This is a genomic window from Spiroplasma endosymbiont of Villa modesta, from assembly GCF_964030925.1.
GTDB lineage: Bacteria > Bacillota_I > Bacilli_A > Mycoplasmatales > VBWQ01 > Spiroplasma_E.
Genome location: NZ_OZ034992.1, coordinates 80,061 through 94,232, shown reverse-complemented (window position 1 = coordinate 94,232; position 14,172 = coordinate 80,061). Strand labels below are relative to the sequence as shown.

18 protein-coding genes and 1 pseudogene are annotated in these 14,172 nt (G+C 25.0%); 16 read left to right on the top strand and 3 right to left on the bottom strand.

Annotated elements, in window-relative coordinates:
* Window positions 1-77 precede the first annotated feature (77 nt).
* The 3 genes from tuf to AAHM89_RS00520 all read left to right on the top strand — a co-directional run bounded on the left by tuf (window position 78) and on the right by AAHM89_RS00520 (window position 2,904).
* On the top strand, window positions 78-1,334 hold the full coding sequence (tuf, locus tag AAHM89_RS00530; RefSeq protein WP_342266616.1) for an elongation factor Tu: 1,257 nt from the start codon (window positions 78-80) through the stop codon (window positions 1,332-1,334).
* A 102-nt stretch (window positions 1,335-1,436) separates the two neighbouring features.
* Window positions 1,437-2,084 carry a nitroreductase family protein gene (locus tag AAHM89_RS00525; protein ID WP_252320126.1) on the top strand — a complete coding sequence of 216 codons (648 nt, stop codon included), beginning with the start codon at window positions 1,437-1,439 and terminating at the stop codon, window positions 2,082-2,084.
* Window positions 2,017-2,904 (top strand): hypothetical protein, encoded by an 888-nt coding sequence (locus tag AAHM89_RS00520; RefSeq protein ID WP_342266615.1) that lies wholly within the window; start codon window positions 2,017-2,019, stop codon window positions 2,902-2,904. The genes AAHM89_RS00525 and AAHM89_RS00520 overlap by 68 nt, the downstream gene beginning before the upstream one ends.
* 55 nt (window positions 2,905-2,959) lie before the next feature.
* Here the strand turns inward: AAHM89_RS00520 and AAHM89_RS00515 are convergent, their stop codons facing one another.
* From AAHM89_RS00515 to AAHM89_RS00505, 3 genes are all read right to left on the bottom strand, one after another.
* Window positions 2,960-3,178 (bottom strand): hypothetical protein, encoded by a 219-nt coding sequence (locus tag AAHM89_RS00515; protein ID WP_342266614.1) that lies wholly within the window; start codon window positions 3,176-3,178, stop codon window positions 2,960-2,962.
* Between the two features lie 185 nt (window positions 3,179-3,363).
* Entirely contained in the window at window positions 3,364-3,600 is a 237-nt protein-coding gene (locus AAHM89_RS00510) for a hypothetical protein (RefSeq protein WP_342266613.1), read from the bottom strand.
* Window positions 3,601-3,730: 130 nt separating this feature from the next.
* Window positions 3,731-4,708 carry an IS3 family transposase gene (locus AAHM89_RS00505; RefSeq protein WP_342265776.1) on the bottom strand — a complete coding sequence of 326 codons (978 nt, stop codon included), beginning with the start codon at window positions 4,706-4,708 and terminating at the stop codon, window positions 3,731-3,733.
* A gap of 454 nt (window positions 4,709-5,162) precedes the next feature.
* Here AAHM89_RS00505 and AAHM89_RS00500 point away from each other — a divergent pair, with 454 nt between their 5' ends.
* From AAHM89_RS00500 to AAHM89_RS00445, 13 genes and pseudogenes are all read left to right on the top strand, one after another.
* Window positions 5,163-5,369: a hypothetical protein gene (locus tag AAHM89_RS00500; RefSeq protein WP_342266612.1), complete on the top strand. Its 207-nt coding sequence runs from the start codon at window positions 5,163-5,165 to the stop codon at window positions 5,367-5,369.
* A pseudogene (locus AAHM89_RS12755) lies at window positions 5,336-5,443 on the top strand (hypothetical protein); the annotation flags it as partial. The gene AAHM89_RS00500 and the pseudogene AAHM89_RS12755, both read left to right, overlap by 34 nt.
* Window positions 5,444-5,812, top strand: a complete 369-nt coding sequence (locus AAHM89_RS00495) for a hypothetical protein (protein WP_342266611.1) — start codon at window positions 5,444-5,446, stop codon at window positions 5,810-5,812.
* 27 nt (window positions 5,813-5,839) lie between these two features.
* Window positions 5,840-6,322: an aldo/keto reductase gene (locus AAHM89_RS00490; protein ID WP_342266610.1), complete on the top strand. Its 483-nt coding sequence runs from the start codon at window positions 5,840-5,842 to the stop codon at window positions 6,320-6,322.
* Window positions 6,323-6,439: 117 nt separating this feature from the next.
* Entirely contained in the window at window positions 6,440-6,715 is a 276-nt protein-coding gene (locus AAHM89_RS00485) for an aldo/keto reductase (protein ID WP_338980144.1), read from the top strand.
* Window positions 6,716-6,739: 24 nt separating this feature from the next.
* Entirely contained in the window at window positions 6,740-9,403 is a 2,664-nt protein-coding gene (locus AAHM89_RS00480) for a cation-translocating P-type ATPase (RefSeq protein WP_342266609.1), read from the top strand.
* A gap of 20 nt (window positions 9,404-9,423) precedes the next feature.
* Complete coding sequence (locus AAHM89_RS00475) at window positions 9,424-9,945, top strand: hypothetical protein (RefSeq protein ID WP_338958691.1); 522 nt, start codon at window positions 9,424-9,426, stop codon at window positions 9,943-9,945.
* Between the two features lie 604 nt (window positions 9,946-10,549).
* Entirely contained in the window at window positions 10,550-10,987 is a 438-nt protein-coding gene (locus AAHM89_RS00470) for a hypothetical protein (protein ID WP_342266608.1), read from the top strand.
* 74 nt (window positions 10,988-11,061) lie between these two features.
* A complete protein-coding gene (locus tag AAHM89_RS00465) occupies window positions 11,062-12,039 on the top strand; it encodes an IS3 family transposase (RefSeq protein WP_342265776.1) in 978 nt (325 codons plus the stop codon).
* A gap of 166 nt (window positions 12,040-12,205) precedes the next feature.
* Window positions 12,206-12,829, top strand: a complete 624-nt coding sequence (locus AAHM89_RS00460) for a DDE-type integrase/transposase/recombinase (RefSeq protein ID WP_342265927.1) — start codon at window positions 12,206-12,208, stop codon at window positions 12,827-12,829.
* Between the two features lie 223 nt (window positions 12,830-13,052).
* A complete protein-coding gene (locus AAHM89_RS00455) occupies window positions 13,053-13,304 on the top strand; it encodes a hypothetical protein (protein WP_342266607.1) in 252 nt (83 codons plus the stop codon).
* The gene (locus AAHM89_RS00450) at window positions 13,304-13,513 is read left to right on the top strand and encodes a hypothetical protein (protein WP_342266606.1); all 210 of its coding nucleotides are present in this window, start codon (window positions 13,304-13,306) and stop codon (window positions 13,511-13,513) included. The genes AAHM89_RS00455 and AAHM89_RS00450 overlap by 1 nt, the downstream gene beginning before the upstream one ends.
* Before the next feature lie 17 nt (window positions 13,514-13,530).
* Window positions 13,531-14,166: a hypothetical protein gene (locus tag AAHM89_RS00445; protein WP_342266605.1), complete on the top strand. Its 636-nt coding sequence runs from the start codon at window positions 13,531-13,533 to the stop codon at window positions 14,164-14,166.
* Window positions 14,167-14,172: the final 6 nt, after the last annotated feature.

Genomic DNA, 14,172 nt, shown 5'->3' with positions numbered 1-14,172 from the left:
TTTACTTTAAAATTATCTTAGTGTTTAATTTAATTAAATAAAAATAAGTATTAATTATTTCCAAGGAGGAAACAAAAATGGTAGAAAAAGAAGTAAAAAAATCAAAGCCTGTATCAACAGGCCCAAAACAAAAATTTGAACGTACAAAACCGCACGTTAATGTTGGAACAATTGGTCACGTTGACCATGGAAAAACAACATTAACTGCTGCAATTACTAGTTATTGTTCAAAACATGAAGCAGATGGATATAAAGGTATGTTTAAGGACTATGCCTCTATCGATGCTGCTCCAGAAGAAAAAGCACGTGGTATTACTATTAATACAGCTCACGTTGAATATGAAACACCAACTCGTCACTATGCACACGTTGACTGTCCAGGTCACGCTGACTACATTAAAAATATGATTACAGGTGCAGCTCAAATGGATGGTTCAGTGTTAGTTGTTTCTGCAACTGATGGCCCAATGCCACAAACACGTGAACACATTCTATTGGCACGTCAAGTTGGAGTTAAAAAAATTGTTGTATTCTTAAATAAGTGTGATATGGAAAGTGTAGACGATGACGTATTAGAACTTGTTGAAATGGAAATTCGTGAATTACTAACTAAGTATGAATTTGAAGGTGATGATACACCAATTATTCGTGGTTCTGCAAGAGGAGCATTAGATGGTAAAAAAGAATGAGAAGAAAAAATTAAAGAATTATTAACAGCAATGGATGAATGAATTCCAACACCAAAAAGAGAAGTTGATAAACCAGTATTATTAGCTGTTGAAGATGTTTTCACTATTACTGGACGTGGAACAGTAGCTACTGGAAGAATTGAACGTGGAACTTTAAAAGTTAATGATGAAATTGATATTATTGGTATTAACAAAGGTCTTAAAAAAGTTGTTGTTACTGGTATTGAAATGTTCAGAAAATTATTAGATGAAGCACAAGCTGGTGATAACGTTGGAGTATTATTACGCGGAGTTAAACGTGAAGATATTCAACGTGGACAAGTTATTGCTAAACCAGGATCAGTTACTCCACATACTAAATTTAAAGGTGAAGTTTATATTCTAACTAAAGAAGAAGGTGGACGTCATACTTCATTTAATCCAGGATATCGACCACAATTTTATTTCCGTACAACTGATGTTACAGGAAGTATGGGAGACTTTATTAATAAAGGTGAAAAATCGGAATTAATTATGCCAGGTGATAACGTTACTATTACTGTTGAATTAATTCACCCAGTTGCCCTTGAGAAAGGTACTCAATTCTCAATCCGTGAAGGTGGAAGAACTGTTGGTGCTGGACAAGTTACTGAAGTTATTAAATAATCACATTTAATTAAAAATCTTTATTCTCTTTTGAGAATAAAGATTTTTAATTAAAAATAATTTAGTAGTAAAATTAATTTATAGAAAAGAGATGACAAATCAATGCCTTATGTTAAAGAGCTGGAAAGTCTAATTTTAAATCGTAAATCAATTCGTAATTATGATCCTAGTAAAATTATTAGTGATAGTAAAATTAACGATATTCTTAACTATGTGCGTCATACCCCATCTTCATATGGTTTAGAACCATGAAAAATTTTAGTTATTAGTAATTCTAAAATTAAAGCACAATTGCAACCAATCATAAATAATCAACAACAAGTTAGTACTTGTTCACATTTATTTATTTTATTAAGTTATAGTGGTGAAAATTTCAATACTAGTAATCAATGATTTGTTGATACTGTTATGAAAAGACGTAATTTAACAAAACCACAATACGAAATTTATAAATCAACATTTAATAATTTCTTTGATCATGACAAAAAAACACAAATAAATCATTGGGCACAATGTCAAACTTTTATTTTATTACAAAATCTTTTATTATTATTAACTGCTCATGAAATTGATAATGTTGTATTAGGTGGTTTTAATGAACAACAATTATTAACTTACTTAGAATCAAATAAGATTATTGAACCTAATAAGTATCATGTTACAATTTTAGTGTCTGCTGGTTATGGTTATCCATCAAAAACTAAAATTATTAAAAACGAAGTTAGTGAAATCAGTACGCTTATCAAATAAATGTATTAGAAAAGGTATTGCAATGGAAAAATTAAAAATAAATAACTTAGATATTGAATTAAATATTAATGTTATTGGTAAATTTTTAGATAAGATTGAATATCCAATTCTTATTTTTGATTTTGAGACTTTTCGTAATTTATTACATAAAAAAAAGAACAATTCGTATGCTCATGATTTTGAAAAAATTTTTTCAATTGCATTATTAATTATTAATAAAAAAGAAGATTTAAGCGTTAGTAATTTACAAAATAAAAAGTTACATTTGTTCGTTAAAACTGTTATTCCACAACCAAATATTTTAAGTGAAGATTTAAAACTTGTTAAACATCAGCAACAGTTTTTTAAATTTTTAACTAATAAGTTATTAAAACATAACATTAAATCTTTGATTTTACTTGGTGCTAGAACTGAGATATTAATGCTAAAAAACTATTTGAGTTATCATAATGATGAAAGTAAATTCAAAAATAAAGTTAGTTATTTTTTTCAAAAACATAAAATTTTTGATTTATATGACATTTGAAATAATGATCAAGTTTTAAATTTACCTTTATATAAAAAAGGTTTACATCTTGATGTTGGTGCTACTAAAAAAACTTCAATACTAATTAAAAATAATAATGATTATTGTAAAATATTAAAAGAACAATTTTCATTAACAAATAATAATATTGGAAGAATTATTGATCAATATTTTTTTAATAATATTTGTTTATTACCTAGTTTTACTATGCAAGTAGCAAATCATAATCAAAATGATGTTCTAATTGGCGCTGCAATCTTATCATTACTTTATACTTTTTGTGATAAATATTAAGAAAATAAAAAATATTAATTATTTAAATTAATATTTTTTATTACATTTTATTTTTTTAGTTCAAATTTTTTGGTGTTTGTGAATTATATATTGTTGTATTTGTTGATAAAGGCATTAAATTATTAATTTCATTAACATTCAATCTTGTTTCACTATTTGAGCTTACATCTTGAGTTTCTAAATTATCATCATTATTTGTTAATTTAAGTAAATTTTGAAATTGTTCTTCAAGTTCTGTTTTAGATTGACTAATTAAATAAGTATTTTCAAACACTGATTTTTTGCAAGGATATCAATATCCATCTTCATCTCAAATTAAAACATCTTCTTTAGTATATTGTACTTCTTTTTTAGTACCATTTGGACCCCAAGGTAATGATAATTTTCCACTTTTATTATCTTTATTAAGATTAACTATTTTTATTTTAGAATCGGGATTTGCTCAAGCTTCCCCCTTACTTATATTATTAATAACTGGAATATAAGTAGTTTTAAATTTTTTTGGTTAACAACTCAATGTTCACCAATAACTCCTGTAATAATATAATCACCGCGATGACAAGTTACTGTTACTTTTTCTAGTGTTTCAATTTCTAATGGATTATTATCTTGATGTAATTGAAATTCATATTTTACAGTAGGGTTTTTAATACAAAATGTAACATTTGAATTTTCTGTATTTTCTTTAAATAACATATTTTCTCCTTCATCTTTTTGTTTTTTTGAATAAAGACTTTATTTTAAAAATAAACATATGGTAAATTTTAAATTGGTGGTTGGCCCGGTGGTTGGCCCTTAATTACTGGACCATTTTTGATATAAAATTCTAAATTTTAATTTGTAAAATTGGTGGTTTTAGAAATTTAGAATGTATTCTTTCATAATTATAAAACATAACATATTGATTTACATCATTTATAGCTTCATTGATGGATAAATATTGATTTGATCCTTTAGGTAGTCATTCTTGAGATAAATGAGAAAATCAGTTTTCAGATAATACATTACCACCAATATCATAAGGTTGTTTTTTGCTTAAAATTATTTGTTTATCCTCTGCTCATTTTGTGATATCCTGACAATAAAATTCGTTGGCGTTATCTGAATGTAAAATAACATTTTTTACTTGATTTCAAGAAAATTGTTTGTTGATTTTTTCAAGAGCAGGAAGAATTAAATCCTGATATGATTTATTAGGAGCAATATTATAACTAACAACATTATTTGAATAAAAATCAATAATTACAAAAAGATATAATCATCCTTCTTTAGTATTTATTTGTTTAGTGTCCATTGATCAAATTTGATTTGAAGAGGTTGTACTTTTATAATCTTTGTTTACTTTATCCATTGTAGGTATTCACTTATTTGGATTTTTTTTGTTTTTAGGATAGTTATTTTTAGTTTGTTTTAATCCTTGAATATTGTGTTCTTTCATAATTTTTCGCATTTGTTTTATTGATAATTCTATATTTAAAATGATATTTTTTTCTTGTTTTAATCACTCTTTAAAAGCTGAAAAAATTCTTAAATATCCATAAATTCTGCCTTTTCTTGTAGAATGAAATTCGATTAAAAGTTGGCATATTTTTTGATATTTATGATTGCATTTAATAATATGATTTTCTTCTTTTTTAATAGGTTTTTGTTTATTTTTTAAAAAGTAATATGTTGATCTGTTTAATTGAAGATATTGACATAGGTTTCTAATTGAATATTGATTTTTACAATCATCAATAATTTTAATTTTTTCTTTGATATTTAATTTGTTAATTACTAATGCTATTTGTTTAATTTTATCCATTAATAAAAATCCTTTCAGGTTAAAATTAGTGTTAATTATATAACACAATTGTTTTTAGAATACATTCAGGTTTTTTAAATTAATGGTCTAGTAAAAAGGGCTAAGTGGCAAGTGGCAAGTGGCATTTCAATATTTATCTTTATTTTTTTTAAAATAATTTAATAAAATTAAAAAAACTAATATAGATAAAAATATCTATATTAGTAATGAACATTTAATAAATTATTATTAATAATATCATTTTTTTATCTTTTTTAAAAATATTTTTGTAATTAAATTATTATATATAATTGTAAATTTATGAGTAAAAGTAGCAATATTATAAATTAAAATCATAATTTTATGATTTACTAACGCCCAAACTAATACCTAATATAAGGTGTACTTATGTTATAATTACTATAGTATATTGTTGACTCTTCGTTAAAATTAAGTTTGAAAAGGAGTATTAACTATGAAAATTGGAATTATTAGAGCATCAGGAAAATCAGGACTTGCTTTAACTAAAGAAGCTTTAAAACAGGGATATCAAGTTGTTGCCATTACTAGAAATCCTATTAAAATGCCAATTCTTAATAATGATAATCGATTGACCATTAAAAAGCTGATCTTACTAATAAAAGTAGTATTAAAGCGGTTGTTAATGATGTTGATATTTTAATTAGTGCTTACGGCCCTACTATTGATAATCCCCAAAATATTCATCAGCAAGTTGCTAAAAACTTAATTACTATCATGCATGAATGTCAAAATATTAAAAGGTTATTAATTGTTGGTGGTGCTGGTAGTTTGTTAGATGATAAGAATGAAATATTAGTAGAAACAAGTGCATTTCCTGAAGTATGAAAAGAACATGCACAACAACAAGTTCAAGCATTAGCTACTTATCGTAGCAGTGACATTAATTGAACATATTTTAGCGCTTCTTTATACTATGACCCAGAATTACCAACTTTAGGTAAATTTAAAATTGGTAACAATCATTTAATTGTTAATAAAGAAGGAAAAAGCGAGATTAGTTATGGTGATGCTGCAATTGCTATTATTAATGAGATTAAAGAACAAAAATTTATTAAAAAACGTTTTACAGCGGGTTATAATTAATATTTTGTTTGAAAGGATATTAGACAAATGGTAAAACTTACAAAAGAACAAATTTTACAAAAAACGATAACTCTAAATAATGGTGTCAAAATTCCTCAATTTGGATTAGGTACATATTTAATGGTTGATAGTAAATCTATTTATAATTCAGTAATTTGTGCTTTGCAAAATGGTTATCGTCATATTGATACTGCAGAATATTATAAAAACGAGGAGATAATTGGTAATGCAATTAAAGATTTTTTAGCAGAAAATCCAGAAGTTAAAAGGGAAGATTTATTTATTACTTCTAAAATTTGAAATGACAATCATGAATATGAACTTACTAAAGATGCTTTGCGTGGTATCCTGACTCGTTTAAAACTAGATTATTTAGATTTATGTTTAATTCATTGACCAACTAAACAAAGTTTTGAATGTTGAAGAGCCTTAGAAGAATTTTATGAATATGGTAAAGTTAGGGCAATTGGTGTTTCAAATTTTAATAGTTCACAATTAAAAGATTTTTAAAAAAAAATAAAAATAAAACCAGCAATTAATCAAATTGAAACACATCCTAGTTTTAATCAAAAAAACACAATAGATTTTTGTTACGAGAATAATATTGCTGTTACTTCATGAAGAACAATGCTAGGTGGTAGAGCAGATGAAATACCATTATTACAAGAATTAGCAAATAAATACAAGGTTACTACTAGTCACATTGCTTTAAGATGAGCTTGACAATTGGGTCAAGTAGTTATTCCTAAATCAACTAATCCAGAGCGAATTATTAGTAATCCCGATATTGGGGGTTTTGAACTAACAGAAGAAGAAATGTTAAAAATTCAAAAATTACCACAAACTGCTTTAGGCCCACAATCTAATGATAAAAAATTTTGAAAAGGAATTATGATGGATTAAATTTAAAAAGGGGGTTAAATAATTGTGATTTGAAATGATACAACTAAGGAATTAGCAAAAAAACTAAATACTAATTTTGTTACAGGTTTAACTGAAGAAGCAGCAGCTCAATTGTTAATAGAAACAGGACCTAATCAATTACCAGTTACGAAAAAAAAGCCAATTTGAAAAATAGTTTTAGCACATTTTATTGAACCATTTGTTTTAGTATTAATTGCATTAGCAATTATTGCTACTGTTATTGGTCAATGACAAGAAGCATTAGTTGTTTTTTTAATTGTAATTGTTGATGCTACTTTGGCTACTTATCAAGAAGTAAAAGCTGCAGCTTCTTTGGACTCTTTAAAGAAATTAGTTTCTTCACAAGCAGTAGTAATTCGTAATGGTAATAAATACGATATTGATGCTAAAGATTTAGTGGTAGGTGATTTGGTTTATTTAGATGCGGGAATGTTTGTACCTGCTGATCTGCGTATTATTCAGTCTTATAATTTACGTACTAATGAATCACTTTTAACTGGTGAATCAACCTTAATTAGTAAAACTACTGAAGCATTAACTGAAGAAAAATTATCAATTGGTGAAAGAACTAATCTTGCTTTTATGTCTACTTCTATTGCGACAGGTAGTGGTCTTGGTTTAGTTTATGCAACAGCAAAAACTTCTGAAATTGGAAAAATAACTAAGTTATTACAAGAAGAAAAAGAACCTAAATCACCATTAACGCGACAAATGTCTTTTTTAATTAGAATAATTTCAGTTTTTGCTTTATTATTAGGTTTAGCTATGTTTTTACTACAATTTTTCTTAATTAAAGTACCTGCTATTAATGCTTTAATTTTTGGAATTGCTTTAACAATAGCAGTAATACCTGAAGGTTTGCAAGTTATTGTCACCGTTTCATTATCACTGGGAAGTTCAAGAATGGCAAAAAAACATGCTATTGTTAAACATTTACTTGCTGTTGAAACATTAGGTCAAGTTGATATTATTTGTTCTGATAAAACCGGAACTTTAACACAAAATAAAATGACTGTTAAAAAATATTATTTAACAAAATCAGTTAATGATAGTAATGACTTTAAAAAGAAAACTAAACAAGAACAATTATTTTTAGATTGTTTAGTATTATGTAATAATAGTGAAGTTAGTAAAAATAAAACTATTGGTGATCCAACAGAAGCAGCACTTATTAATTGATCAGAAACATTAAAGTTTCCAACAAAGGCACTTAGTGATAAACATACTCGAGTTCATGAAATACCTTTTGATTCCAATCGTAAATTAATGTCAACAATTAATGAATACGATAAAGAAACTTATGTTTTTGTTAAAGGCGCGGTTGATAATATGATTAATATTTGTACTCATACGCTTATTAATAACGAAAGAGTAGTATTAACTGCACAAATTAAAAAAGAAATAATTGCAAGTATGGAAGAAATGTCAAATTCAGCATTACGTGTTTTAGGAGCAAGTTATAAAACTGTTAATAATACGAAAGATTATAGTAATATTAATGAAATTGAAAGTAATTTAACTTTTTTAGGATTAGTTGGAATGATTGATCCGCCAAGAAACGAAGTTAAAGATTCTTTAGTTAAAACTAAAAAAGCAGGTATTGATACAATTATGATTACTGGTGATCATTTAAATACTGCTGTTGCTATTGGTCAAGAATTAGGTTTGATTGAAAATAAAACACAAGCACTTAGTGGTAATACAATTGATGATATTCCAGAAGAATCATTTAATGCTAATATTAATCAATATCGAGTTTTTGCTCGTGTTTCTCCTGAACATAAAGTTAAGATTGTTAAAGCATTACAGAGTCATAATAAGGTTGTTTCGATGACTGGTGATGGTGTTAATGATGCTCCTAGTTTAAAAGCGGCAGATATTGGAGTAGCGATGGGTATTACGGGAACCGATGTTGCTAAAGAATCTTCACAAATAGTATTAACTGATGATAATTTTGCTACTATTGTTGATGCTATTGAAGAAGGGCGTAATATTTACAGTAAAATTAAAAGAATTGTTATTTTTATTTTAATTACTAATATGGCCCAAGTATTTTCAATTGTTATTGGTGCTATTTTTGGATGAAATGAATTATTGCAACCAATTCAAATTTTATGAATTAATTTAATTGTTGAATCTGTTATTGCAATTCCAATGTCAATGGGACCTAATAACCCTGATTTAATGCTTAGAAAACCAACGAAACGGAATGATAGAATTCTTACTGGTAGTTGAGGATTTATTGGTATTGTTAGTATAATATTAAGTACCTTGTTACTATTAGCTTTTCATTTTTTACCTCAAATTTTACATGAAAATAATAGTGAAGGTTTTGTTTTTGTTTTTGTTATAATGACTAATGCTCCTGTTTTTTATGCATTTTCTTTTGTTTCAGGTGCTAATACAAGTATTTTTAATAAGATTACTTGAAAAAATAAATATATTTGAGTTGCGGCGATTAGTGCTTTTGCTATTAATACTTTTATTATTTTTACACCTGTTGTTAGCAATGCTTTTGGTATTGGTGCTGGTTTTCGTGCAGTTGATTGATTACTTTGTATTGCTTTATCAACAATACCAATGTGATTATTAGAAGTGTATAAAGGAATTAGACTTTTAGTTAATAAATTAATTAAAAAAGAACAAAATAAAGTAAAAGTTAAATAATATAGAATGGAAAATTAATAATGAGAATTATTCCGTATGAATTATTTAGTTATACACCAGATATGAGTTTAACTGCATTGCGTAAGGAATTACTAATGTATGATCATTGTTTAAATAAAAAAATTACAAATATGGCAATGCAACCATTTTTAGATTTGGAACGCAACTACTTTAATTTACTTTTATGTAAATGAGAATTAGAAATGCAAAAACGAAATCATTATGTTAATTCATTATTTAAATGTTATACTAAATACAATGATTTTGAATTTGTTGCAACTCCTGATTTTTTAATTATTGAATGTTGCATACAATGAGATTTAAAAGGTTTTCAGCCATATAAATGTAATTTAAATTGATATGAAATTATGATGATGACAATTAAAAACAAAGATAAAATAAATAAATATTTTTATGAACAACTTTCTTTGTGATATAAAGAAATGTTTATGAAAATTAATAACAATGGTTCTTTTAAACCTAAGAAATTAAATATGAATGTTGTTTTTGAAAAAATAAATAATTTTTTACTAACAGCATAATAGTTTTTGAAAAAAATTTTGATTTTATTTTATAATTTAATTATAAATTACTTTAATAGAACGGAGATTTTATTTTTGAAAAAATAAAATTAAAGATAAAGTATATAAATATGTTGAAAAATTTCTCTTTGAAAATAGAGAAATATGAAATAGATTTGATTTTATTAGTAAAAATTGAATTAATAAAAAAATTTCTTTTTCTTTGCCTTTGGTTTTCTAAAATTTTAAATTTACTAACAACTTTTTCATTATTTTCATCTTTATTTTTTTATATTCCTCATTTAAAATAATTAAGTCTTTAATCTTCTCCTGATTTTTGCTTAATATTGCTTCTTAATTTACTGATTTCTTTTTGGTTACTTTAAGTTTTTTTGTTTTCTTTTTTTCATTTAAAATCTCATTATTTCAAAAATATTACTTATTAAATTAGTTGTTTTATCATTTGATTTTTTATTTTTTCTTTTTATTCCGTTTCTTATTTTTGAAATTAAACTAAATATGTTGTTCAATTACTTCTATTTTAATTACCCTTTTTAAACAATTAACCCACTTACTTTAGCATAAAAGTAGTGGGTTAAAATTATATATTGGATAGCAAATAGATATGGGAACTGGCGTTTATACTTTTAATAGAAAACAATTAGATGAATTTTCACGTATTATGTTTAATCATAATTATGTTGCAAAGAATAATACTAATAATTTAAATTTTGTTAATACTGGTAAAAGTATTATAAATTTTCAAACACAGTTAAATTTTGAAATTGATAAACCTTTAAGTTTTTATATTCAAGGTTTTATGTTTTATTTTGAATATGAATATTTTAAAACTTTTACTGCTAATTTTACTTTTAGTTTTTTAGATTATGTTGGTGATACAAAATATGTTTTTAAAGGTAAAGTGGATAATGATATTTATCAACAAGATTTATATAATTTTGTTACTATGCCTATTCGTGTTCCAAATTTAAGACATTTAACAGTATTTTTTGATGTTCAGCCACTTAGCCACTTAGCCCTTTTTACTAGACCATTAATTTAAAAAACCTGAATGTATTCTAAAAACAATTGTGTTATATAATTAACACTAATTTTAACCTGAAAGGATTTTTATTAATGGATAAAATTAAACAAATAGCATTAGTAATTAACAAATTAAATATCAAAGAAAAAATTAAAATTATTGATGATTGTAAAAATCAATATTCAATTAGAAACCTATGTCAATATCTTCAATTAAACAGATCAACATATTACTTTTTAAAAAATAAACAAAAACCTATTAAAAAAGAAGAAAATCATATTATTAAATGCAATCATAAATATCAAAAAATATGCCAACTTTTAATCGAATTTCATTCTACAAGAAAAGGCAGAATTTATGGATATTTAAGAATTTTTTCAGCTTTTAAAGAGTGATTAAAACAAGAAAAAAATATCATTTTAAATATAGAATTATCAATAAAACAAATGCGAAAAATTATGAAAGAACACAATATTCAAGGATTAAAACAAACTAAAAATAACTATCCTAAAAACAAAAAAAATCCAAATAAGTGAATACCTACAATGGATAAAGTAAACAAAGATTATAAAAGTACAACCTCTTCAAATCAAATTTGATCAATGGACACTAAACAAATAAATACTAAAGAAGGATGATTATATCTTTTTGTAATTATTGATTTTTATTCAAATAATGTTGTTAGTTATAATATTGCTCCTAATAAATCATATCAGGATTTAATTCTTCCTGCTCTTGAAAAAATCAACAAACAATTTTCTTGAAATCAAGTAAAAAATGTTATTTTACATTCAGATAACGCCAACGAATTTTATTGTCAGGATATCACAAAATGAGCAGAGGATAAACAAATAATTTTAAGCAAAAAACAACCTTATGATATTGGTGGTAATGTATTATCTGAAAACTGATTTTCTCATTTATCTCAAGAATGACTACCTAAAGGATCAAATCAATATTTATCCATCAATGAAGCTATAAATGATGTAAATCAATATGTTATGTTTTATAATTATGAAAGAATACATTCTAAATTTCTAAAACCACCAATTTTACAAATTAAAATTTAGAATTTTATATCAAAAATGGTCCAGTAATTAAGGGCCAACCACCATCGAATTTCATTCTACAAGAAAAGGCAGAATTTATGGATATTTAAGAATTTTTTCAACTTTTAAAGAGTGATTAAAACAAGAAAAAAATATCATTTTAAATATAGAATTATCAATAAAACAAATGCGAAAAATTATGAAAGAACACAATATTCAAGGATTAAAACAAACTAAAAATAACTATCCTAAAAACAAAAAAAATCCAAATAAGTGAATACCTACAATGGATAAAGTAAACAAAGATTATAAAAGTACAACCTCTTCAAATCAAATTTGATCAATGGACACTAAACAAATAAATACTAAAGAAGGATGATTATATCTTTTTGTAATTATTGATTTTTATTCAAATAATGTTGTTAGTTATAATATTGCTCCTAATAAATCATATCAGGATTTAATTCTTCCTGCTCTTGAAAAAATCAACAAACAATTTTCTTGAAATCAAGTAAAAAATGTTATTTTACATTCAGATAACGCCAACGAATTTTATTGTCAGGATATCACAAAATGAGCAGAGGATAAACAAATAATTTTAAGCAAAAAACAACCTTATGATATTGGTGGTAATGTATTATCTGAAAACTGATTTTCTCATTTATCTCAAGAATGACTACCTAAAGGATCAAATCAATATTTATCCATCAATGAAGCTATAAATGATGTAAATCAATATGTTATGTTTTATAATTATGAAAGAATACATTCTAAATTTCTAAAACCACCAATTTTACAAATTAAAATTTAGAATTTTATATCAAAAATGGTCCAGTAATTAAGGGCCAACCACCGTTTTACCAGTTGAACCATTAAGACAATTTCTTTTTACAACAGATAGTTTATTACGACATATTTTTTCAGATACTATTAGTACTGCTTTAAATGTTGATATTGTTAGTGGAATAGAAAATATTATACCTTTATGATTATTTGTTAGAGCAATTAGTTTAATTATAGGTTAGGAGTTTATTATGAAAAAGAAAGATTTATTTGAAATTTGTAGTGGGGTTATTTTTTGTTTTTTAATATCATCATTTACTGCTCTATTTTTTGATTTTGATGTAGATAAATTAAAGTTATTTTTTGAAAATGCTAGTTTTGGTTCAAAATTTTTAATTTTCTTTTTTGATTTTATTTTTCCTTTTATTTTAAGTTCATATTTTATAAAATTTTGTTTTTGAATTAAAAATAAGTTTAAAAATAAAAATAAGGTGGTTAAATAATGCCTTGATATGGTTATGTATTATTAGTTGTAGGTTTAATTATGATTATTTATCCAATTTGTATAACTATTCGTAATGTTAAAATTTTAAAACGAGTTGGTAGTTATATTATTTCAGCACCTCCAAGAACTGGCAAATCTGCCCTTGCTTGTTGTTTAGCACAAACTCATAAGAAACGAGTAGTTAGAGTCCTTTCCCTATTAAGTTAAAGACTGGTTATTCTTATTTGGTTAATTATAACGATGTTTTTACTTTTAATCAGTTAGCAAGTAATTATGCTTTTGAGGAACAAGATTTAATAATTTTAGATGAATTAGCATTAAAAATAAATTCTAATGATTTAGGAGTACAGTTTAAAAATCAACAAGAAAGTTTAGGACAATTTTGTAAGTTAATAGGTCACATGTTTAATGGTACTATGTATTTGATTGAACAACACCCTAATAGAATACCAGTACAAGCAAGAGAAAAAGTAGAATATGTTGTTCAAGTTAAACGTATGCGTTTTTTGGGTTTTATTGTTATATTTAATCTTAATTTATATACTAATATTGAGGATTATAATAAAGTAGTGTTTTCACGTCGTAGAACAAAGAAAATGTTTAAAAGAGGTATTATGCCTCCAAGTTATAGTGGTGAAGCAATGGCTATGACTTTATTTTTTCCTAGACATTGGTTAAAAAGGTATAATTCACGTGCTTTACATTATGTGCATGAACTTAAAAGTGAATTGTCACCTAAGAAATACCTTAAAGAAGCAAGTAGTATTGATATGACTTATAGTGATATTAAGTCTGCTGGTTTGGATAAATTGGATAATATTTTAAAGAAAAAAGATAAACTTAAAAATAAAGATAAATAAAAATGA